At 55.3% G+C, this 22,762-nt stretch carries 19 protein-coding genes; 8 read left to right on the top strand and 11 right to left on the bottom strand.

From position 1 onward, the window contains the following. Nucleotides 1-12: 12 nt before the first annotated feature. Genes OS190_RS01285 through OS190_RS01260 form a run of 6 tightly spaced genes read right to left on the bottom strand, consistent with a single transcriptional unit; the run spans nucleotide 13 to nucleotide 5,527 of the window. Nucleotides 13-816, bottom strand: a complete 804-nt coding sequence (locus tag OS190_RS01285; protein WP_267156848.1) for an alpha/beta fold hydrolase — start codon at nucleotides 814-816, stop codon at nucleotides 13-15. After that, complete coding sequence (locus OS190_RS01280; RefSeq protein ID WP_267156847.1) at nucleotides 809-1,798, bottom strand: P1 family peptidase; 990 nt, start codon at nucleotides 1,796-1,798, stop codon at nucleotides 809-811. The genes OS190_RS01285 and OS190_RS01280 overlap by 8 nt, the downstream gene beginning before the upstream one ends. Beyond that, nucleotides 1,795-2,148, bottom strand: coding sequence for a cupin domain-containing protein (locus OS190_RS01275; protein WP_267156846.1), 354 nt, complete (start codon nucleotides 2,146-2,148; stop codon nucleotides 1,795-1,797). The genes OS190_RS01280 and OS190_RS01275 overlap by 4 nt, the downstream gene beginning before the upstream one ends. Next, nucleotides 2,145-3,743, bottom strand: a complete 1,599-nt coding sequence (locus OS190_RS01270) for an ABC transporter ATP-binding protein (RefSeq protein ID WP_267156845.1) — start codon at nucleotides 3,741-3,743, stop codon at nucleotides 2,145-2,147. The genes OS190_RS01275 and OS190_RS01270 overlap by 4 nt, the downstream gene beginning before the upstream one ends. Next, complete coding sequence (locus tag OS190_RS01265; protein ID WP_267156844.1) at nucleotides 3,740-4,555, bottom strand: ABC transporter permease; 816 nt, start codon at nucleotides 4,553-4,555, stop codon at nucleotides 3,740-3,742. Before OS190_RS01265 ends, OS190_RS01270 begins: the two co-directional genes overlap by 4 nt. A gap of 24 nt (nucleotides 4,556-4,579) precedes the next feature. Beyond that, nucleotides 4,580-5,527: an ABC transporter permease gene (locus OS190_RS01260; RefSeq protein ID WP_267157328.1), complete on the bottom strand. Its 948-nt coding sequence runs from the start codon at nucleotides 5,525-5,527 to the stop codon at nucleotides 4,580-4,582. Nucleotides 5,528-5,618: 91 nt separating this feature from the next. Here OS190_RS01260 and OS190_RS01255 point away from each other — a divergent pair, with 91 nt between their 5' ends. Continuing rightward, nucleotides 5,619-6,734, top strand: a complete 1,116-nt coding sequence (locus OS190_RS01255; RefSeq protein WP_267156843.1) for an acetoin utilization protein AcuC — start codon at nucleotides 5,619-5,621, stop codon at nucleotides 6,732-6,734. Nucleotides 6,735-7,118: 384 nt separating this feature from the next. After that, nucleotides 7,119-7,655 carry a hypothetical protein gene (locus tag OS190_RS01250; protein WP_267156842.1) on the top strand — a complete coding sequence of 179 codons (537 nt, stop codon included), beginning with the start codon at nucleotides 7,119-7,121 and terminating at the stop codon, nucleotides 7,653-7,655. A 226-nt stretch (nucleotides 7,656-7,881) separates the two neighbouring features. On the opposite strand, the gene OS190_RS01245 is transcribed toward OS190_RS01250, so the two are convergent. Then, complete coding sequence (locus tag OS190_RS01245) at nucleotides 7,882-9,360, bottom strand: ABC transporter substrate-binding protein (protein WP_267156841.1); 1,479 nt, start codon at nucleotides 9,358-9,360, stop codon at nucleotides 7,882-7,884. 117 nt (nucleotides 9,361-9,477) lie between these two features. On the opposite strand from OS190_RS01245, the gene OS190_RS01240 reads away from it, so the two are divergent. After that, nucleotides 9,478-10,731, top strand: a complete 1,254-nt coding sequence (locus tag OS190_RS01240) for an Hsp70 family protein (protein WP_267156840.1) — start codon at nucleotides 9,478-9,480, stop codon at nucleotides 10,729-10,731. Here the strand turns inward: OS190_RS01240 and OS190_RS01235 are convergent. Both OS190_RS01235 and OS190_RS01230 read right to left on the bottom strand, forming a co-directional pair. Further along, nucleotides 10,711-11,994 (bottom strand): acetylornithine deacetylase/succinyl-diaminopimelate desuccinylase family protein, encoded by a 1,284-nt coding sequence (locus OS190_RS01235; protein ID WP_267156839.1) that lies wholly within the window; start codon nucleotides 11,992-11,994, stop codon nucleotides 10,711-10,713. The two genes, OS190_RS01240 and OS190_RS01235, sit on opposite strands and share 21 nt — an antisense overlap. Nucleotides 11,995-12,034: 40 nt before the next feature. Continuing rightward, entirely contained in the window at nucleotides 12,035-13,288 is a 1,254-nt protein-coding gene (locus tag OS190_RS01230; RefSeq protein WP_267156838.1) for an aminotransferase class V-fold PLP-dependent enzyme, read from the bottom strand. A 155-nt stretch (nucleotides 13,289-13,443) separates the two neighbouring features. On the opposite strand from OS190_RS01230, the gene OS190_RS01225 reads away from it, so the two are divergent. Next, the gene (locus OS190_RS01225) at nucleotides 13,444-14,364 is read left to right on the top strand and encodes a YihY/virulence factor BrkB family protein (protein ID WP_267156837.1); all 921 of its coding nucleotides are present in this window, start codon (nucleotides 13,444-13,446) and stop codon (nucleotides 14,362-14,364) included. An 82-nt stretch (nucleotides 14,365-14,446) separates the two neighbouring features. Here OS190_RS01225 and OS190_RS01220 read toward each other — a convergent pair whose 3' ends face one another. Then, on the bottom strand, nucleotides 14,447-16,063 hold the full coding sequence (locus OS190_RS01220; RefSeq protein WP_267156836.1) for an FMN-binding glutamate synthase family protein: 1,617 nt from the start codon (nucleotides 16,061-16,063) through the stop codon (nucleotides 14,447-14,449). A 284-nt stretch (nucleotides 16,064-16,347) separates the two neighbouring features. On the opposite strand from OS190_RS01220, the gene OS190_RS01215 reads away from it, so the two are divergent. From OS190_RS01215 to OS190_RS01200, 4 genes are read left to right on the top strand one after another with little or no spacing between them, the layout of a single operon-like run. Next, a complete protein-coding gene (locus tag OS190_RS01215) occupies nucleotides 16,348-16,995 on the top strand; it encodes a paraquat-inducible protein A (protein WP_267156835.1) in 648 nt (215 codons plus the stop codon). Between the two features lie 11 nt (nucleotides 16,996-17,006). Continuing rightward, nucleotides 17,007-17,612: a paraquat-inducible protein A gene (locus tag OS190_RS01210; RefSeq protein WP_267157327.1), complete on the top strand. Its 606-nt coding sequence runs from the start codon at nucleotides 17,007-17,009 to the stop codon at nucleotides 17,610-17,612. Continuing rightward, nucleotides 17,605-19,689, top strand: coding sequence for a PqiB family protein (locus OS190_RS01205; RefSeq protein ID WP_267156834.1), 2,085 nt, complete (start codon nucleotides 17,605-17,607; stop codon nucleotides 19,687-19,689). Before OS190_RS01210 ends, OS190_RS01205 begins: the two co-directional genes overlap by 8 nt. 3 nt (nucleotides 19,690-19,692) lie before the next feature. Further along, a complete protein-coding gene (locus OS190_RS01200; RefSeq protein WP_267156833.1) occupies nucleotides 19,693-20,256 on the top strand; it encodes a PqiC family protein in 564 nt (187 codons plus the stop codon). A 15-nt stretch (nucleotides 20,257-20,271) separates the two neighbouring features. On the opposite strand, the gene gyrB is transcribed toward OS190_RS01200, so the two are convergent. Next, nucleotides 20,272-22,686, bottom strand: coding sequence for a DNA topoisomerase (ATP-hydrolyzing) subunit B (gene gyrB, locus OS190_RS01195; protein WP_267156832.1), 2,415 nt, complete (start codon nucleotides 22,684-22,686; stop codon nucleotides 20,272-20,274). Between the last annotated feature and the right edge of the window lie 76 nt (nucleotides 22,687-22,762).

Genomic DNA, 22,762 nt, shown 5'->3' with positions numbered 1-22,762 from the left:
GATCAGCGAGCGTCAGATCGGGTTTGCGCCTAGAAATGCCAACAAGTGCGTGGCAACCTCTTGTGGTGCATCCCAGACAATCGAATGTCCCGAATGGTCAATGGTGGCTTCCGTCAGATTCGGGATGGCCGCAAAACTCGGGCCAGCCATTTCGGGAGGGATCATCAGGTCCTGACCCGCATATAATACCAGTGTGGGGCAACTGACCTGCTCGGGTTTGGCTTTGGGACGAAACGCCCGAAATGCTGCGACCTGATGCGCCATCGCATCAGTGGTCTGGGCGAATGGATAGGCGCGTGCGGCCTCTAAAGCGGTTTCGATATGCGCGGGATCCTCAAAAAACTTGTTTCCAAAGATCCAGGGATAGAGCGCGCGCAGCCATATTTCCTCTCCCTCCGGTGCCCGGCGGACCGCTAATAATGCGTCGAAAACACCGGCGGTTCGGGGCGAACGTACACGCCCGGAGGCAAGCACAGTCACGGTTGCGACCTGCGCCGGAGCAAGGTGGGATATTTCCAGCGAAAGCAACCCGCCTAACGAATGGCCACCTACATGAAATTTCTGAAACCCCAAATGATTCATCAAGGTCAGGGCATCCTGTGCCATCAAGCTGCAATCAGCGGGTGCGTTCCAGGGCGTTGTCCGCCCGGTGGTTCGGTTGTCCGGTCGAATGACAGTAAAACAGTCCTTGATCAGTGGTAAAAACGCCGCCCAGGTTGCACTGTCGCTGAGCATCCCGGCCAGCAAAAGCAAAGGCGGACCAGTGCCGTCGATTTCATAGTGCAGGGTGACATCATCCAGCTTCAGATCAGGCATTCATTGTACTCCAACAGGGTAGCAGATCATTGGGTTCCGGGCTTGCTTCATACACTGCGCGAGCGATGGCGCGCGCGAGACATAGTGAGGCGGCATGGCCGATCAATGTTACATTTCCAGCCGGTCGCGCATCGGTGCTAAGCGCGAAGACAAGATCGCCATCCATTGGAGTATGCGCAGGTACAATCGCACGACCGATACCGTCATGGGCGGCGACGGCGACACGCTGGCATTCGGCCTTGGTCAGGGTCGCATCTGTGGCGACAATCGCAATTGTTGTGTTTTCGCGCAGCGACATTGCAGCGGTCTTGCGGCTGTCCAGCGTCATGCCGAGACCCGAAGCGGGGTCAACGCCCCTGCCGCCAAACTCTGCATTTATTTCGAATGGTGCAGCAAAGAAAAATTTGTCTCCCGGTGTTGTCACCGCGCCGACCGGATTGGCAGCAACCAGCGCGCCGACCGTGCTGCCGTCTGGCAGGACAAGCGAAGCAGAGCCCAGGCCACCTTTCAACATAGCTGTCATGGCACCGGTGCCAGCACCGACTGTGCCGAGGGCAAAGTCGTCTGAAGCATTTTCCAGTGCCAGCCGTCCCAGGGATCTATAAGGATTTACCACCCAATCCTTTTCACCACCGTTCAGGAGGTCAAACAGGATCGCACCAGGCACCAAGGGAACGGTTGCACCACCGACACGGAAACCGCGGCCCGCAGCCCGCAAGCCGTCAACCACACCGGAACAGGCATCCAGACCGAAAGCCGACCCGCCAGACAGCACCAATGCATCCACCGAGGCGACGGCTTTATCAGGTGCCAAAAGGTCGGTTTCGCGGGTACCGGGTGCACCGCCCATTACCTGCACTGATGCGGTAAACGGTTTCTGCGCAATGACGACCGTTGTACCGGATTTCAAGGCATCGTTTTGTGAATTGCCAACCAGCAGGCCAGAAATATCTGTGATCAGGTTCTTTGGTCCGGGTTTCATAGGCTTGGCTTTGCTGCGGCGGTAGCGGGATCACCTGTATTAGGCTCTCCTTTTGGCTCGATCAAAGGTACCTCGCATTCGTTTTCTGCCCTTGGACGATGGGTGACCCCCTGGGGCACAACGATCATTTCCCCGGCCTTTACTGTGTGGGATTCATCTTGAAAATCCATCACCATTTCGCCTTTGAGCACCAGAAAGAAATCATCGGTGTTGGCGTGCAGATGAAATGGGAAAGCACCCTGAAACTTGACCACCATTACGTCGTTCTCATTGTAATCTGCAACGACATGGGGGTCCCAATGTTTTGTAATCTGGCCAAGTTTCCCAGAGAGGTTAACCGGTGATGTCATGCGGTTGCTCCGATATCCGGCAGCACAGGCGCAGCCGCGATGAGGGTTTGAGTATAGGTATGTTGCGGGTTTTCAAACACGTCCTGCGTCACGCCCTGTTCGACGATCTTTCCGGATTTCATGACCAGCACCCGGTCTGTGACCGTGCGCACAACGGACAGATCATGCGAGATAAAAAGATAGGTCAAATCATAGGCCCCACAGAGATCGGCCAGCAGATCAAGGATTTGCGCCCGAACCGAAACGTCCAGTGCGCTTACCGCTTCATCAAACAGGATCAGTTCAGGGCGAATGATTAATGCACGGGCAATCGCGATGCGTTGACGCTGGCCACCGGAAAATTGGTGAATGTATTTTGTCGCATCCTTGGCCGTCAGGCCAACGGCGGTCAATGCTTCGTCAATGGCGCGGCTGCGATCCTTGCCTGTTGGTGGCTTGGGCAAGAGATGGAAGGGTTCGGTGATCAGTCTGTCGACACGGTGACGCGGGTTGAAGCTGCCAAAGGGATCCTGAAATACCACTTGCATCTTGCGCCGGACTGAAAGGTTGGGCGCATTGCCGGTAAAGACCGGTTCTCCCGCCAAGGTGATGCTGCCGCCTTGGGTCTGTTCCAGTCCCAGCAAAGCCCTCGTCAGGGTCGACTTTCCACATCCACTCTCGCCAACCAGTCCAAGACGCTCACCGCGTTGCAGGGCAAAGGAAACATCATCGATGGCGCGAAATGTACCCGCGGGGCCAAATAGCGTCTTGCGCGAAAGCCGGTAATCACGAACGAGGTTTTTTACTTCCAGCAGCGGCGCGGGCGGCGGTGCCTTGGGGAGTGCAACCTGATGGCCGGCGGCAGCGAACAGCATCTTGGAATAGGGGTGCTGCATATTATGCAGTAGGGTATGTGTTGCGCCTTGTTCGACGATCTTGCCCTTGCGCATGACGATTATGCGGTCGGCCAGGTCGGCCACCACGGCAAGGTCATGGGTGATCATCAACAGACCCATTCCATCTTCACGGGCAAGCGATTTGAGCAGGTCAAGGATTTGCGCCTGTGTCGTGACATCAAGAGCGGTCGTTGGTTCGTCGGCAATCAACAGGCGCGGGCGCAATGCGATGGCCATGGCGATTACAACGCGCTGACGCTGTCCGCCGGAAAGTTCATGCGGATAGCGCGACAGGGGAAATCTGTCTTGTGGCAATCCGACCCGCGACAAAGTTTTGGCGGCTTGTTCTTCGGCAGCGGCACGGCTAATTGCTGCGTCATGAATGCGGATTGTTTCGGCCACCTGTGCGCCGATGGTCTGTACAGGGTTCAATGCGGTCATGGGTTCCTGAAAGACCATACCCATTTCATTGCCACGCATCTTGCAAAGGCCTGCCTCGGACATATCGGTCATATCCTTATCACCGAGCAGGATGTGCCCCGTGGTGGATGCGCCTTTAGGCAAGAGCTGCATCGTGGCCAGTGCGGTCATGGATTTGCCCGAACCGCTTTCACCTGTGACAGCAACAATTTCGCCTGCCTCAATTGACAGTGTGACATCATGCAGGATGTCAAAGCCATGAATTGACAGGTTCAGGTTGGTGATCTGGAGCAGACTCATGTGCGGGCCACGCGTAACCGGGGATCAAGGTGATCGCGCAAGCCGTCACCCAACAAGTTCAATCCCAGGACGGTCAGGATGATTGCGAAACCGGGTACCAGTGCCATGTGGGGCGCGATGCTGACCAGGGTTTGCGCATCCGCCAGCATCCGGCCCCATGATGGTGTCGGGGGTTGTGCACCAAGACCAACATAGCTGAGCCCCGCTTCCGCAAGAATGCCCAACGAGAATTGGATGGTGCCCTGTACGATGAGCAGGTTGGTCACGTTGGGTAGGATATGTTCAACCGAGATCCGGGCGGCATTTTTGCCTGCGACCCGGGCTGCCATGATGAATTCGCGCTGCCACAGCGACAGGGCGGCACCACGGGTAATGCGCGCGAAAACCGGAATGTTGAAGATGCCAATTGCGATGATTGCGTTAACCGCACCGGCACCGAAAACCGCTGTGATCAGAATTGCGATGACGATGCTGGGGAAGGCAAAGACCAGATCATTGCCACGCATGATCAGTTCGTCCAGAAAAGTTCCCTGTCTTGCTGCCGCCCAGAGGCCCAGAGGGACGCCCAGACCCATACCGATGCCTACAGCGACAAGTGCGACAGCAATCGAGGTACGCGCGCCCACCATGACCATGCTCAACAAATCCCTTCCAAAGTGATCAGTGCCAAGCAAATGGGCGGCATAGGGGGATTTCAGCTTGTTAGGAATATCGAGGGCGGCGTGATCATATGGCGTCCAGACAAAGCTGATGATCGCGGCGAACAGGAACACCGCAGACAGGAGCACCCCAAAAAGAAGATTACGTTTCATGCGGGGTCTTTCTTTTCGGATCGTTCATGACCGTGCCCTGAGCCGTGGGTCAACGGCAGCATAGGCCAGATCAACCAGAAAGTTCACAAGGATCACAGAAAAGACCAGCAGCATCACCACTGATTCCACGACAATCAGATCTCGTGCCGAGATGGACTGAAATACCAACCGACCCAGACCAGGCAGATAGAACACCTGTTCGATGATGATCGACCCCGCCAATAGGAACGAAAATTGCAGCCCGATGATGGTGAGCACCGGAATAAGCGCATTGCGCAACCCGTGACGCCAGAGTGCTTGGCGTTGGGTTAGTCCTTTGGCACGCGCGGTGCGCATGAAATCCTCGCTCAAAACGTCAAGCAGAGAAGAGCGCATGACGCGGGCAAGGATTGCGGCCTGAGGCAGGGCAAGGGCGATGGCTGGCAGGGTGAGGCCATGCAAGCCACTGAAAAACCCCTTGTCCCAACCGACAAAACCACCGGCAGAAAACCATCGTAGATTGATGGAAAAGATCAGCACCAGAATCATTGCGAACCAGAAATTCGGCACTGCGACCCCCAGTTGCGTCGCACCCATCACTCCGATGTCACCCGCCTGGCCACGACGGCTGGCGGCATATATCCCGGCTGGAAAGGCCAAAAGCGTGCTGAGCGTCAATGCATAAAGCGCCAGCGGCAATGAAACCCAGAGCCGATCGCCAATCATCTGCGAAACAGGCGTGCGGTAGGTGTAAGATGTACCAAAATCACCGGTCAACAGGCCAGCTACCCAAGTGAAATAGCGCTCAATCTTGGGCACATCCAGTCCCAGTTCACTGCGCAATGCGGCCAGTGTTTCGGGTTGGGCGTTCATCCCCAACATGAAAGACGCAGGATCTCCTGGTGCGACCTCGATCACCATAAAGATCACGATTGAAGCGACCGCAAGGCTGATCATCAAAGACAGCAGACGTTTGAAAGTATAGCGCAGCATTGAAGTGAAGGTATGCCTAAGCACCAAAGCCGTCCAGAGCGATTGCACCCTGCAGGCTGGCAAAGTCGTCAGCCTGGGTTACCTTCGCGATATGCAGAGACCACGTTTCATCGGGCACGAGATTTTCCGCCACTCTACCTATGGCCGCTGGCATCCCCTTCGCGTGCCAAGGGTTTCAACGGTAATGGATTTGACTCGTGCGCTGGGCTGGTTGCCACCCGCGCAGTTTGTCATGTCTCCGCGTGCCAAACCCGCCGCGTTAATGAACTGGCACACGCCAAGGTATATCGCCGCATTGCAACGGATCGAGGCAAGCCAGTCCGCCACCACACAGGACCGCGCCCTGCATGACATCGGCAGCGTGACAAACCCCGTGTTTCCCGAGATTTTCAGCCGCCCTGCAACTGCCGCCGGCGGGTCGATCCTGGCCGGTGAATTGCTGCGCGACGGCGGTGTGATCTATAATCCCGCAGGCGGAACGCATCACGGCATGCCGGATCGCGCCAACGGGTTTTGCTATTTGAATGATCCGGTTCTGGCAATGCTCAGCCTGCGCCATCAGGGCGTTCGGCGCATCGCCTATGTGGACATAGACGCGCATCATCCCGACGGTGTCGAAGCGGGATTTGGTGGCGATCCCGACTGTCTGATGATCTCGGTTCACGAGGCGCGGCTGTGGCCGCGTACGGGCGGGATCGAGAATGACGCAGGCGGAAATGCCTTTAACTTACCAGTGCCACGCGGGTTCAACGACAGCGAAATGGCCTGTGTCAGAGATACATTGATCCTGCCCAGGGTGGCCGCGTTTCGACCCGATGCAATTGTACTGCTTTGCGGTGCGGACGGGCTGGAAGAAGACCCGCTCTCGCACATGGCGCTGAGCAACAACGCGCAACTTGATGTGCTGCGCGGGCTGACGGGTATGGCCCCACGCCTGCTGGTTCTGGGCGGCGGTGGCTATAATCCGTGGTCGGTGGGGCGTTTGTGGACACAGGTGTGGGGTGCGCTGAACGGGCTGGATGCGCCGGATGTTTTGCCGGAAGCAGCCGAGACCGTGCTGCGCTGTTTGCGTTTTGACGGGAACAGACGCGGCAAGAACCCGCCGGAGCATTGGTTCACCACGTTGAAGGACGCGCCGCGTGAGGGCGTGGTGCGCGATGAGGTTAAGGCGGGGGTGCGCGCGCTTTGCGATAGGGGGTTGCCATGAAGTCGGTCCAGCGACTTTGTTGACATCCCTTTGAATCGGCATGGTTGACACATTTGCACCCAACAAGTGCTGCTGAACGTATCAAGCAAATCGTTGCTTTTCCTGTTGGGATGTAAACATCGATTGACCACTTGGAATCGTTTTCGTTCGAAAGCCGAAAACAACAATGAAGCCGAGAGCGGACCCTGAGAATATGATAGGGCAACTTCGAAAAGCTTGATCGGTAGGTCAAGTTCCGGCAAAATCAAAGAACCAGCGTTGTGCTTGGGGAGTGTTAGCTGAAACTTGTTTACGAACAATCGCCATTCTTGATCAATTTTGGGTCACCTATCAGCGGCATAATCAAGCGCATTTATTATTCTGCTAAAAAAAAGGGACTTTGCTTTGGTTAGTATTAAATATGCCCCGAACTCCACATTGGTCAGAAAGAAAATGCCAATCGTGAAGCTGCCCGGAAAACCCGTCGTACGTGCGATTCAAGTTGGGTTTTACGTCACTAACAAGGAAATCATGGACGCCGACTTGGAAAATCGCGTCATTGAAAAACGGATTACCCACAAGGACAAGAAACTGAAGCTGATCGTGCCAACCATGGTCAGTGAGCATTGGGTCACCCTGTCAGCCACCTGGCAATGCGTGCTTGAGCGTTTCAAAGATCCAAAGGCGGGCAAGGAACAGCTATTCTGGACCATCGATTATCTACATGTAAAATCCTATCCGATTGAATGCGCGTCCCTCTATGACCTTTCGGCGACCGTCAAGATGTTGGGTGCGGTAAAGGCTATCTCGGGCGGGAAGGGCACCTATCCCAAAGCCAGTTTTCAAGTTGATTTCGAATCCATTGGGCCGACAGGTGCCAAAGACAAGAGCAAACAAACCCTTGCTTTCGAATTCATAAAAGGGAAGTTCAAAAAAGGTTGAAGAATTGCACCCTTGACCGTGCCAGCGATACTAGGGGTTACATATCTGCCAAGACAACACAGGGTTGGGTAGCTCAATCAGCGCAACCAAAATCTCAGCGTTCGGCGGTTACGCATATGAATAATTGAGAGACTTCGCGTCAGAAACATCGAACACTCGGCGGGCATTCCCCGAACAAAAAGCCCCCGCAATGCAGGGGCCTTCAATCGCAAGAACAAAAGTTGCGCTACTCGGCCCAACTCACCCCTGTCAGGTCATTCGCCTGCGTTGGCGCGTTTTCCCACAGACCCTGAACGCCTGCCTTGGCGATGGTTGGCAGGGCAAGCTGGAACAGATAGCCGTTCACATAATCATCCGCGATTATTTTCTGTGCCTCCGCCAGCATCTGGTTGCGCATATCAGGGTCAGCCGTGGTGTTGAACTTGGCGATCAAATCCTGAAACGCCTTGTTATCATACTGGAAATAATACTCGGGGTTCGCGTAGATCCCGATGTCCATCGGTTCGGTATGGCTAACGATGGTCAGGCCGAAATCCTTGCCCTTGAACACGGTCTCAAGCCATTGCGCCCATTCGACATTGGTGATCTCGGCCTTGATGCCGACTTCGGCCAGTTGCGCCGCGATGATCTCTCCGCCGCGCCGCGCATAGGAGGGGGGCGGCAGGTGCAGCGTGGTTTCAAATCCTTCGGCAAATCCGGCTTCGGCCAACAGTGCCTTGGCCTTGGCTGGGTCGTAGTTGGATTGTGCCGTCAGGTCGACATAAGCAGGATTATGCGGCGCGAAATGCGTGCCGATCGGTGTGCCCAATCCAAACATTGCACCATCAATGATCGCCTGGCGATCAATGGCATGAGCCATGGCTTCGCGCACCTTTACGTTGTCAAAAGGTGGTAACTTGTTGTTGGTCGAGAGGATGGTCTCCCCTTCTGTTGAACCGACAATCACCTGAAACCGTGGGTCTGCTTCGAACTGCGGAATGTTTTCGGGTGCGGGGAAACCGGCAAAAACATCGACGTCTTCTGCCATTACTGATGCAAAGGCTGCCGTCGGATCGGAAATGAACTTGAACGTTGCCTTGGCCAGTTCCGGTGCTGTGCCCCAATAGGAATCATTGCGCGACAATTCGACCTTGTCGCCCTGCGTCCAACTGTCAAATTTGAAAGCACCAGTCCCGATGGGTTTTTGTTTGATGTCCTCAATACTTTCGGGTGCGACGATCACGGCATCACCCCATGCGAGATTGAAGATCATGTTGCCGTTCGGCTCTGACAGCTTTACCTCGACCGTCATGGGGTCAAGAACGTTTACTTCGGAAATGGCGGCATATAGCGCTTTCTGAGCGTTGGCGCTGTCTTCTGCGCCGATGCGATCAAGGGTAAATTTGACGTCTTCGGCGTCCATTGTGGTGCCATCGTGAAACATTACACCACTGCGCAGCTTGAACGTATATGTCAGCCCGTCGTCAGAAATCTCCCAGCTTTCCGCCAGGCCGGGTACAACCGATCCATCGCTCATGAACCGGGTCAGCCCTTCGAAGACGTTGGAATAAAGCACCGAATCGATTGCACCGGCGGCAGCGGAAGTTGGATCCAGATGCGGTGGTTCAAGCTGGATTGCGACGGTGATGTCGTCCTTGGCAAGTGCTGCGGTGGCCATCAGAGCCGCGGCGCTGACGCCAAGCAAAAGGCGGGACAGGTGTATCATGGGTATCTCCCTTATTGATTATGATGGAAGGCTAGTGAAAACGTCTAAGGATGGCTAGGGGTTTGCGTTTGATCCCTGTTGCGCATAAAGACACGGCCCTGCGCAAAGGGGAACGCGATGTCGGGTACTTTGGGGATAGATTTCGGAACGTCGAATTCGGCGGCTGGCATCTGCGTGGACGGCAAACCACAGCTTGTGACGCTGGAGGGCGATGAACCTACGATGCCAACAGCGGTGTTTTTTGATTTTGAAAGCAAGAAAATGTTGGTCGGTGCCGCTGCGTCGGATGCTTTGCTGGCGGGCGAAGAAGGCCGGTACATGCGCGGTCTGAAAAGCCTGCTTGGCACGCGCCTGATCCGCGAAAGCCGTCTGTTGCTCGGTGAACGGCTGGATTTCATGGATATCGTTGCGCGGTTTCTGCGCGAAGTGAAAACACGCGCGGAGATGGCAACAGGGCAGAGCTTTACCAGGGCAGTATCGGGGCGTCCGGTGCGGTTTCATTCTGATGATGAACCGCGCAATGCGCAGGCGCTTGAGGATTTGAAAGAATGTTATGCCCGCGCCGGTTTTGATGAGGTGCGGTTTCTGAACGAGCCAGAAGCGGCTGCACGGGCCAGTCGAGAAGTGCTTAACCCTGGCGACCTCGGGTTGGTAGTAGACATTGGCGGGGGTACTTCTGATTTCACCTTGTTCCGACAGAGCGGGCAGCAGGACATCGACATTCTAAGCAGTTATGGCGTGCGCGTGGGAGGCACGGATTTCGACCGTCAACTCAGTATCACGCGGGTCATGCCGCAACTGGGTATGGGCAGCCCAATTCGTCATGCCTTTGGAAGTGAAACCCATATCGCACCGAACGCGATCTTCAACGATCTGGCGACCTGGGCCAAGATCCCGTTTCTCTACGGCCCGGATACGATCCGTGATGCCAAGGACCTGCACAAATATGCAGTGCATGAGACAAGGCTGGCGCGGCTGGTCAAGGTGCTGGAAGAGGAACTGGGACATGATCTGGCCTTTGCCGTTGAGGCGGGCAAGATCATGGCGAATACACCAGAGGTGGAAAACCCGGTGATCAGAGTCGGAATGTTGAAGCGAAACGCGGTGCTGCCACTGCCCGCAGAAATGATGAACAGAAAATTGAAGGTGTTGGCGAACAAAGTCGGCGAAGCAGCAGAAGCAGCACTTGCGCAAGCAGGAATAGCGCCGGATGCAGTAAACAAGCTGATCTTTGTGGGTGGATCAAGTTTGATGCAGGTGGTGGAGGATGCGCTGGTTGATCGGCTCCCGTGCGCGGAGGTACATCGCGGTGCGGCGTTGACGGGGATCGTGGATGGACTGGCTCTGGCGTCAGGTGACGGGTGGCAGTAGCAGCGTTTCCAATGCCGCGCCCATCACCTTGGCGCTGTCGATCATGTCATCGATGCCAATGTACTCATCTGGCTTGTGCGCCAGATCAAGGATACCGGGACCATAGGCGATACAGTTCTTGAGTTTGCCAATCCGGTCGATGTGTTTTTGATCGTAACTGCCGGGCGATGCGACATAGGTCGGTGTCACCCCCATTACATCTTCAATTGCTTTTGCAACCGTCCGTACGACCGGGGCATTCTTGTCCGTCATAGAGGGTAGGACGGCGTTACGCTCTGTGAGTGCGTATTCAAAATTGGGACGATTTTCTCTAAGGCCTTCCAGCAGGTTGGTGACTTCATCACGCACTTGATCAAGGGGTTCCTCGACCAGAAACCGACGATCGATCACGATGCGGCATGAATCCGGAACGCAATGCGCTTGCAACCCTGTAAACCCCGGCTCAGGTTCATTTTCGCCGCCGTGTATGGAATTGATATTCATGGTTGAATTGCGCGCGCCTTCTGGAACGACCGGCATTTCGGTGTAGCGTGCGGCCATGGCGGGAAAAAGTTTGTCTTCGAATTCCTGCAACACAGCGCCCATATGGCGCACTGCGCAATCGCCGAGAAAGGGCATTGCGCCATGGGCTATTTCGCCCTTTGTTTCGATTTCGGCCCACCAGCCACCGCGATGGCCTAAACAAATCCGGTCTTTGTTCAGAGGTTCGGGAATGATGACATGCTGCACACTGTCAGGCGAAAAATGACCGTGTTCCGCCAGATAAGCGACACCGCCATAACCGCCGGATTCCTCGTCCGCAGTGCCTGAAATCTCGATGGAACCGGCGAAATCGGGGTATATCTCGATAAAAGTTTCTGCAGCGATGATCGATGCTGCCAGTCCGCCCTTCATGTCGCAGGTTCCGCGGCCGTAAATCTTGCCATCCGAGATTTCTGCGCCAAAGGGATCAAAGGTCCAGCCTGCACCAACTTCGACCACGTCCGTATGACTGTTGAAATGGACGCATTCGCCCCCATAGGCCCCCGCTCGGTGAGCAATGATGTTCCAACGCGGATATTTGTCGCTGTCACCTGGGGCACCATGCGCGCGGATCATTTGGGTTTCAAATCCGTGCGCTGACAGCCTCTTGTCCAGATACTCGCATATCAACAGATAGTCGCGGCCCGGCGGGTTCAGCGTCGGAATGCGGATGAGATCCTGTGTCAGGGCGACCAGATCATCACGTTTTGCTGCGATGGCATCAGAAAGGGGTGTATTCATGTCACTACCGTTTATCGGTTGGTCAGGAATGGCAAGGGCGTCAGTCGGCGATTTCTTTCATGGCCGCCAGCAGACTGCGGACCTCCTCCATGGAATTGTAGTGGCACAACGATACACGCACGGCGGATTCCAGACCAAGCGGCTCAAGGATATTGCCGGAATAATGATCCGCGCGGCGGATATGTGTGCGGATGCCCTGAATATTCAGGGCATTCACGATGGTTTCGGCTGGAACATGATCCAACGCAAAAGAGACAAGTCCTTCGCGGTCGGGGTTCTCGCGCCCGCCAAGGATCGTGACACCGGGCAGATCGGCCAATCCGGGCAGGTTGTCGACACCGTTCAACAATGTATCCGTAAGGGTTTTTTCATAATCATGAATCGCGACACCTGCCGCCTCTATCCGAGCCCGGACGTCGGTTTCTTGTGATACCTCGCCGCCCAGCCACTGAAAATATGCGACCACATCGCTGAAGGTTGCATAGGCACCAGTATCGCGTGTCCCCATTTCCCAATTGCCGGCAGGTCCGTTCCTGAGTGTCTCGATCGGCAGCGAAGTGAGCCTGTCTGACACCCACGCCACGCCATAGCCATGGCGCGAGAACACCTTGTATGGCGAAACAACGTAGCCATCGATGCCATAGCTGGCAATGTCGACGCTACCGTGGCTGGCATGTTGGATTCCATCCACGATGATAAATGCATCAGGGGCAACGTTGCGAATGACCGCAGCTATACCGGCTACATCATTTGCGATTCCTGTCACCGGAGAGGTATGCAAGATCGTAGCGACCTGAACATCCGGCGAGATCACGGCGGAATAAGCAGCGGGCGTGACCTGTCCTGTCGCATCGTCATGCGCGACGTTGACGTATTCCTTGCCTGCGATGTTCGCCCAATGCAGCGCTGCGCTGCGGGATGCGGGGTGTTCAACAGAAGAGCCGATCACCTTGCCGGTATCTGCTGTGCCCATCACGGCTGTACGGATCAACCGAAAGATCAGTTCGGTGCCGGATTCTCCGACAAAGAACTGTCCCCCGGGGGCATTGAAGAACACGGCCATATCCGTCCTGGCCTGTTTGATCACATCCGCTAATGCAGCGGAAGCGGGATTGTTGCGCCCTTGATTGTCGGGAATGCCCGCAAAGGAGGCCGAGGTGGCGATGACAGAATGCAGGGTCAGCGCACCACCCGCGTTTTCAAAAAAGATACGGGGGCCTGTGAATGGACAGCTGTCCACATGGGCAAAACGGTCGCGGATGGCTTTGCCTAGGGTCGGTGTAAATGAAATCATGTGCAGGCCTTGTGTTTTCCGTAGGTTCGGCAACCACATCATTACCGATGGTGGAGGTTCCGCAAGGGGGATCTGGCCCTATATGGGTTCTTCTTGTCGGCGCTTGTTGATAGCATCGCCAAAAGGTGTCTGCAAAACTGGAGCCATTGGTAAACATGAAACGACCGAAACTGGGCCTTTACGGGTGTTGGACCGTCTTTAGGGCGAGTATTGCACAGATAGCAGAAAGCAATCTGGCCTTGATTTCAGCAGGTGTTGCATTTTTTTCGATGCTTTCGCTTTTCCCCGCCTTGGCCGCGTTGATCGCTGTGCTGGGGCTGATTGCAGATCCAGCATTGGTGTCGGCACAACTGGAAGAGATGCGCAGCCTGCTGCCGACAGACGTATACGATATTATCAACCAACAGGTAATCAGCCTCGTCACAGCGAGCAGTGATACCCTTGGCTGGGCCGGATTGGTGTCGCTGTTACTCGCCCTCTGGTCAGCGCGTGCAGGTGTCGGTGCGATGATTACAGGGTTGAATTCGGTCTATCAGCAGCGAAACAGGAACACCGCCAAGCATTATTTGCGCGCATTGCTCCTTACAATTGCTCTGGTCGCGGTAGGACTGGTGGCACTGATCAGTCTGGTGGTGATACCCCTTGTTCTGGCGTTCTTCCCGTTAGGATTTGTTGGCAAATTGTTGATTGATGCCTTGCGCTGGATCGTGGCGGTCGTCGTCTTGTTTTCCGGAGTCGGGCTGCTTTATCGGTTCGGACCGAACCGGCGGAATGCCAGATTTGAATGGCTTTCTGTTGGTGCCATTGTTGCGGTGGTATTCTGGGTGATCCTGTCGGTCGGGTTTTCCTATTATGTGACGAATTTCGGCAACTACAATCAGGTCTATGGATCGATCGGCGCCGTCATTGCGATGTTGATCTGGTTATGGATCAGCAGTTTTCTGGTGTTGTATGGTGCCGCCCTGAATGCGCAGATCGGATTATATCACCAGAGGGACGACACAATGGCTGCGGCCAAATCCGGCAACGATGACAGCGCAGAAACGTTTGATGCTCTGGACGGGCGTGCGTCCTGACGCCCCGTCTTGCCTGCAGAATGGTATTGGCGCACAATAGTCACCTTTCGTTTGTGTTGCGCCCAGGGTAACCCGCGATCTATCATTCAAGCGGGGAAAAGGTCTCGGCACTCGCACGTTTCCAGCGACTTTTGTGATCACCGTAGTCTTCGGCATCGTCATCCAGCAAAAAGCCTTTGGGCAAATAACCATAGACGTCACTGCCTTCTACCATGCTCTTGTCGCCTTGGCGCAGCATGAGATGGTAAGGCAGGAAATCGCTGGGATGGTGCAGCCCAGCGGCCCCCGTCATTTCACCCAGAGCCTCCATGGTGTTGTAGTGGAACCGTGCCACGCGTTTGCTTTTGTGCGTTACATCCAGCGCCCGCATGCGGGTTTTGTCCTGTGTGGCGACGCCGACGGGGCAACGGTTGGTGTGGCAGGCTTGTGCCTGGATACAGCCGATCGAGAACATGAACCCCCTGGCGGAGTTGCACCAATCCGCGCCCAGAGCGAGGGCACGGGCGATGTGAAAGGCCGAAACGATCTTGCCTGCGGCACCAATCTTGATCTCATCGCGCAGGCCAGCGCCGCGCAGGGTATTGTGCACAAAGGTCAGCCCTTCGGTCATCGGCATGCCGATGTGGTTCGAGAATTCGACCGGTGCCGCGCCGGTGCCCCCCTCGGCACCATCCACAACGATAAAATCGGGGGTGATACCGGTCTTGAGCATCGCTTTGACGATACACATGAATTCGCGACGGTGCCCGATGCACAGCTTGAAACCGACGGGTTTACCATCGGACAATGCGCGCAATTTACCAATGAATTCCATCATCTCGATCGGGGTTGAGAATGCTGAATGCGCAGCGGGTGAGATACAGTCTATCCCCATCGGCACGCCGCGTGCCTCGGCAATCTCGCGGGAGATCTTGGAAGCTGGCAGCATACCACCATGTCCGGGCTTGGCGCCCTGGCTGAGCTTCAGCTCGATCATCTTGATCTGGTCCAGCGCCGCAGTCTCACGAAACTTTTCGGGATCAAACGATCCATCTGCCGCCCGACTACCAAAATACCCCGACGCCAATTGATAAATCAGATCGCCGCCGCCTGCCTTGTGATAGCGGCTGACCGATCCTTCGCCGGTGTCATGGGCGAAACCGCCCAGCTTGGCACCGGTATTCAAGGCTTGAATGGCATTGGCAGACAGCGAACCATAACTCATTGCGGAAATGTTGAAGAGGGAGGCGGAATAGGGTTTGCTACATTGCGATCCACCAATTTTAGTGCGGAAATCGAAGTCTTTGATATGAACAGGTTGCACAGAATGCGTGACCCAGGAATAGCCCGCATCATAAACCCGCATCCGCGTGCCAAAGGGACGTGCGTCTTCCTGATCCTTGGCGCGTTGGTAGACCAACGATCTGTTGTCGCGGCTGAATGGCTCTTCATCCTGGTCGGATTCAATCAGATATTGCCGGATTTCAGGCCGAATTCCTTCGAAAATGAATCGCATGTGCCCGAGAATCGGATAGTTGCGCAGGATCGAGTGTTTGGTTTGCGTGACATCAAACAGGCCCAAACCCGACAAAAAAGCAAAGAGGGCAAATGGCCAAAAGAACCATGCGCTCCACGAAAACATCAGAATAAAACACAAAAGCGCTAACAGAATAGCGCCGGCAAATGTCGTAAATCTGGCCAGATCGCCCAAGTTTGGCATCATATTCCCCTTGCATTGCCGCGGTTGTGTGTTCCGCACTTTGACGGGATTGCTGATATACGCAAGCAAATGATGTGCCTGAACCTTTGCCTGAATTGGTCAAGCAAATGGGACGTGGGTCTGGCCTGTGTTGCCTTTGTTAAGGTCATCACCGCTGGGACGAAGGCACTTTGACTTGGGGTTGATTGACGCGGCAGACAGCAAAGCTCAGCAGGAGAAAACCCGTATGCTGGCACCGCCAAATACCAGTGTAACAAGCCCTGAAATTCCTATATCGTGGCCGAATGAAGGATTTTGCCGCTTTTGACGTAACTACCATGTTGGACGATCTGATCGTTTGTCCACAATGCGATGCTGTTTATCGTATGAACAAACCCAAGAATGGTGAACGGGCAGTCTGCCAGCGCTGTCACAAGGTGCTGATCGCACCACGCCGCAATGCGGGGCTTCACATTATTGCCGTGGCTTTTGCTGTGTTGTTCCTGATCATTGGGGCCGCTGTATTTCCGTTTTTGACAATAGATGCCGCAGGCAACAAGAATGCAGTGTCCATCCTTGATGCTGCGCTGGCTTTCTCGGGTGGGCCGATGATCTTTCTATCGCTCGCAACCGCGGGGTTGATTATTTTCGTTCCTTTGATGCGGGTCCTGCTGACCTTGTACGTACTGGTTCCTATCGTTCTGGACCGTCCCGCCGCCCGCTTTGCGATCCGCGCCTTTCGCTTGTCAGAATCGCTGCGACCCTGGTCGATGGCCGAGATTTTTGCCATTGGCTGCGCGGTGGCACTGGTCAAGGTCGCCGGTCTCGCAACTGTGGGGTTTGGCCCCGCTTTCTGGATGTTTGGTATTCTCGTCGTTCTCGTTATCGCGCAGGACAGTTTTATGTGTAAGTGGTCAGTATGGTATCGTCTGGAACATCCAAAGAATTCATAAGCGCCCGGGATCTGGGTTTGGTGGCATGCCGTCGCTGTACGAAAGCATGGCCAATCAGCGCCACAGTCTGCGCGCGTTGTGGGCACAAGCTGCAATCGCGCGACCCGCTGAGCCTGCAACGGGTCTGGGCGCTGTGGCTCATGGGAGCGATTTGTTACATTCCGGCCAATATCTATCCGATGCTGCGCACCCAGACCTTGTTTCAGGTTGATGAAAGCACGATCATCGCAGGCGCGGTAGAACTGGCGCATCATGGCAGCTTGGGCATCGCCGTGATCATTCTTTTTGCCTCTGTAGTGATCCCTTTGGCAAAATTCTGGGCTGTTGCCTACCTGGCGATAAGCGTCAAGACCCCCAGCAGTGTTTCGATGCAGCGACGACAGATGCTGTTCGAGATTGTTGAATACATCGGACGGTGGTCAATGATAGATATCTTTGTGGTTGCGATCCTGTCAGCGCTGGTGCAACTCAAGACATTGGCAACGATAAACCCCGGCCCGGCGAGTATTTTCTTCGCGCTTTCGGTGATCTTTACGATGTTGTCAGCTCAGGCCTTTGACTCCCGTTTGATTTGGGATGCACAGGCCAAAAAAGGGGACAAGAAGAGCGATGAGTGATGATCTGCCACAGGTGTCGGTTTCTCCGGCGCGCAAGGCGTTCCTGAGCGGCGCATCAATTGTCTGGGTGATCCCACTGGCGGCACTGGCGGTCGCGCTGTTTGTGGCGTGGCAATCCTACAATGATCGCGGTCCGCTGATTACGGTCGAATTCGAAACAGGTGCCGGGATCAAGTCTGGTGAAACCGAATTGAGATACCGCGATGTCACTGTCGGCGTGGTTGAAAAAGTGAGTTTTGGCGAGGGGCTGAGCCGCGTAATCGCCCATATACGAGTTGACAATGATGTTGCTCCCTTCATTGACAGCGGTGCCTTGTTCTGGATCGTGCAGCCTGAGGTTTCTGCCCAGGGGATCACGGGATTGAGCACCGTGTTGAGCGGTGTCTATATCGAAGGATCGTGGGACGACCAGCCCGGCACGGTTCCAGAACGTTTTTCTGGTGCAGCCGAGGCACCATTGATCCGCCCTGGCCAAAGCGGGCTAGAAATCGCCTTTCGTACAGTCGCCAACAGCCAGCTGACCGATAACGCGCCAATCCTGTATAAAGGAATTGAAATCGGGCGTTTGGGCCGTGCGCGTATTTCTCCGCGGGGAAATTATGCGATTGTCGAAGGATTAATCTTTGATGAACATCGCGCATTGATCAATGAATCAACACGCTTTTGGGACACCTCGGGCTTTAGCGTCAGTATCGGGCCATCAGGTGCAGAGATTGATTTTTCCTCCTTGGCAACTTTGGTCGGTGGCGGCATCACCTTTGACACTTTTGTTTCAGGTGGGGGGCGCGTCACGGACGGCACTGTGTTCGAAGTGTTTCCTGATCGCGAAACCGCACGCAGTTCGATCTTTAGTTCCTCAGCGGTTGAACCGCTCGAAGTCAGCGTGATCTTTGATGAAAATATTTCGGGACTAACGGTGGGTGCCCCCGTCGAATTGAGCGGGCTCAAGATTGGCGAAGTGGATTCACTGTCCGGTATCGTGGACTATGACCAATTTGGTGATAGTCGCGTGCGTTTGAACGTGATTCTGTCGATCCAGCCGGCGCGCCTGGGCTTGCCAGACGAGGTATCACCCCAGGCGGCTCTGGATTTCTTGGCAAACCGGGTGGTTGGCGGTTTGCGGGCGCGACTGGCTTCGGCCAGCCTGCTAACCGGTGGGTTGAAGGTGGAACTGGTGGTTGTCGAAGATGCACCGCCTGCACGTCTTGTGGGTGACGTTGATGCATTGCCGATTATGCCAACCACGCAGAACGAAACTTCAGATGCCTCGGCAACGGTTGAGGGGGTGTTTACCCGTATCAACAACCTGCCCATCGAAGAATTGCTGAATTCCGCCATCACATTTATGGATTCGGCCGAAAGTTTCGTTTCAAGCGAGGATCTGCGGGAGACACCTGCCGATCTACGCCTGCTTTTAAGCGAAATACAGGGATTGGTTGCCTCTGATGATATGAGAAATATCCCTGTCAGCCTCAATGCGACCCTGAAACGCGTGGAAACACTGGTCGGCGAGCTTGAGCAAGAGCGTATCGCGGCGAAGCTGGGGGAAGTACTTGCCTCTGCGGCGTCAGCCGCCAGTGCGGTTGAAACTTCCGTGGAAGGCGTGCCGGCATTAATCACCCAGATCGAAGCCGTTGCGGCCAAGGTTGAATCCCTTGAGATCAACGAACTGGTTACGGAACTTACAGGGCTGATCAAGGCGGCCGAAGCGGTCGTAGGCGCAGAAGAGGCAAAGGCGCTTCCCGGTTCGTTAAAGCGGGCGCTGGACGAGTTGAACTATACCTTGCAGGAACTGCGCGAGGGAGGTGCGATTGAGAACGTCAATCAAACGCTGGCTTCGGCGCGAAACGCAGCCGATAGTATTGCGGTCTCTTCCAAGGACCTGCCGAAAATCGTTGAACGTCTGACGGCATTATTCGCCCAGGCAGGCCGCACCATCGAAGGCTATAACAAGGGTGATCAGATCAGCCGCGAAGCGCAAACCACAATGCGTGACATACAAAAAGCCGCCGATGCCCTTGCGCGCCTTGCGCGAACAATCGAACGTAACCCCAATTCGCTTTTGCTTGGACGGTAGATCATGAAATTTACGAAACGCGCGTTTCTTTGTCTGTTGCCTCTGGCGCTCGCTGCCTGTGGTGCGCCAGATCGTTTCGCGGTCAAAGCGCCCGAAATCAGCCAGAGCATGTCGATCGCCTTTGCCTCTGTCGAGGTCAGGGATGTCTCGCTGCCCAGTTACGCAGCGGCCGACGAGATTTCGCTTCGTAATGCCGAAGGGACACTGATCAGTTCATCTGGCGTGCTTTGGGCCGATGCGCCCGACCGTGCCATTGCCCTGGAACTCAGCCGGAATCTGTCCCGGCTGACCGGGCGGCGCATCGCGTCAGAGCCCTGGCCGTTCGAAGCGTTCCCCGATGCGCGTCTGGAAATCCGTTTTGCCGAATTGATCGCAACAACTGATGGTTCATTCGAAACATCCGGACAGTATTTCGTGGCGGTCAGTGATGGCCGCCGTGAGCGATCAGGCCTGTTTGATCTTAGCGTTCAGTTCGACCCCAAAGGGGGCCCTAACGCTATTGCGCAGGCTCGTGGACAACTGATTCTTGATCTGGCGGCTTTTGTCGCGAAAAACGGGCTGAAATAACCCGTTTTTCCTGTTTCAGAAGTCGAGGTTTTCCACATTCAGCGCGTTTTGCTGGATGAATTCACGACGTGGTTCAACAACATCGCCCATCAGCTTGGTGAACAAGTCATCTGCCTCGGCCATGTCCTCGACCCTGACCTGAAGCAACGTGCGTGCGTCAGGATCAAGCGTGGTCTCCCATAGCTGATCTGGGTTCATTTCCCCCAGACCCTTGTACCGTTGCAATGACAGCCCCTTTTCACCCTCAGCCAGAATAGCATTCAGCAGGTCCATAGGGCCATTGATCAACTGGGTGCGGTCTTTGCGCACCAGGGTCGCTGGCAGATTGTAAACGTCCTGCAAATGCTGGGTAAAGGTGCCGGATTTACGCGCCTCGCCCGAGCGCAGCATCTTGCCGTCCAGCGTGCGTACCTCTTCGACGCCTCGCAGGATACGAGCCAATTTGATACCGTGATCTTGGGTGATACGGCCCTGCCAACCCCGTTCGTATTCAAGCGCGATCAGGTTCAGCCGCTTGGCAACCTTGTCTGCCACCCCCTGCAAGTCAGCATCGACCGCTCCAGGCACGAAAGCCCCCGCGATTGCGGCCTGTTCCAGAATATGGCGCGGATAATGCGTTGGAAAGGCATCCAGAACACGGCGCATCTGGCGGGCATGTTCGACAACACGGGCAAGATCCGCTCCGGTGATCTCCTCACCGTTGCCCTGACGCAGCATGGCACCTTCGGTACCTTGATTGATCAGGTATTCGTCCATCTCCGCTTGGTCTTTGAGATAGACCTCGGATTTGCCGCGCGAAACTTTGTATAGCGGAGGCTGGGCAATATAAAGATGGCCATTTTCGATAAGCTGAGGCATCTGGCGATAGAAGAATGTCAACAACAACGTCCTGATGTGTGCACCGTCAACATCAGCATCCGTCATGATGACGATCTTGTGGTAGCGCAGCTTGTCGATGTTGAATTCATCGCGTCCGATGCCGGTGCCAAGCGCCATGACAAGGTTTCCAATTTCCTGTGAACCGAGCATCCGGTCGAACCGGGCGCGTTCCACGTTCAGGATCTTGCCCTTGAGCGGCAGAATCGCCTGTGTCTGGCGGTCACGGCCCGTTTGCGCGGATCCTCCCGCAGAGTCACCCTCTACGAGGAAGACTTCGGTTTTGGACGGGTCCTTTTCGGAACAATCCTTAAGCTTGCCTGCCAGAAAATTCACATCCATCGCCGTCTTGCGGCGTGTCAGGTCACGTGCCTTGCGCGCTGCTTCGCGGGCGTGGGCGGCTTCGACGATCTTGCCGACCACGATGCGGGCTTCGGTGGGGTTTTCCTCGAACCATTCGGACAGTTTTTCATTGACGAGTCCCTCTACGGCGGGCCGCACTTCAGACGATACCAACTTGTCCTTGGTCTGCGAACTGAACTTGGGATCAGGCACCTTTACCGACAACACACAGGTCAATCCCTCGCGGGCATCATCGCCGGTAAAGTTGATCTTTTCCTTTTTCGCGATGCCCGAGGATTGTGCGTAACTATTGATGGTGCGCGTCAATGCCCCGCGAAAACCCGCCAGATGGGTGCCGCCGTCGCGCTGTGGAATGTTGTTGGTAAAAGGAAGGACGTTTTCGTGATAGCTGTCATTCCACCACATCGCGACTTCGACGCCGATGTCGTCCTTCTCGCCCACGATAAAGATCGGTTCAGGCATCACCGAAGACTTGTGTCGATCAAGGTATTTGACAAATTCCTTCACGCCGCCTTCGTAGAACAGTTCGGATCTCAGCGGCTCTGCGGGCCGTTCATCGGTCAGAATGATCCGCACACCCGAGTTCAGGAAAGCCAGTTCGCGCAAGCGCTTCTCGAGCGTTTCAAATGAATATTCGAGATTCGAAAAGGTATCGGTCGAGGCCATGAAACGCACTTCGGTTCCAGTGCGGTCGGTTTCTCCCAGTACCTTCAGGTGATCAACGGTAAAGCCACCCTCAAACCGTGCGATATGTTCTTTGCCTTCGCGCCAGATACGCAGTTCCAACCAGTCGCTGAGTGCGTTTACAACCGACACGCCGACCCCGTGCAGGCCGCCGGAGACTTTATAGGAATTGCTGTCGAATTTACCGCCAGCGTGGAGTTGGGTCATGATCACTTCGGCAGCGGAAACGCCTTCTTCTTCGTGGATACCCACCGGAATGCCGCGCCCGTTGTCGCTGACGGAGACAGAGTGATCTTCGTGGATTGTGACGTTCACCGCATCCGCATGACCGGCCAGTGCCTCGTCAATACCATTGTCCACCACTTCGTATACCATGTGGTGCAGACCAGAGCCGTCATCCGTATCCCCGATATACATGCCGGGGCGTTTGCGCACAGCCTCTAACCCCTTGAGAACTTTAATGGAATCAGCGCCATATTCTTCTGGCATCTGGTCTTGTTCGGACATGCGGAAAAACCCTATCTATTTGCGCAATTTATAGTGGTTTCCGAGGGTCTTGTCACGCAATTGGCACAAGATTTTG

This window comes from Sulfitobacter sp. F26204 (assembly GCF_026410305.1).
Lineage (GTDB): Bacteria > Pseudomonadota > Alphaproteobacteria > Rhodobacterales > Rhodobacteraceae > Sulfitobacter.
This window is presented reverse-complemented; position numbering and strand designations above follow the sequence as displayed.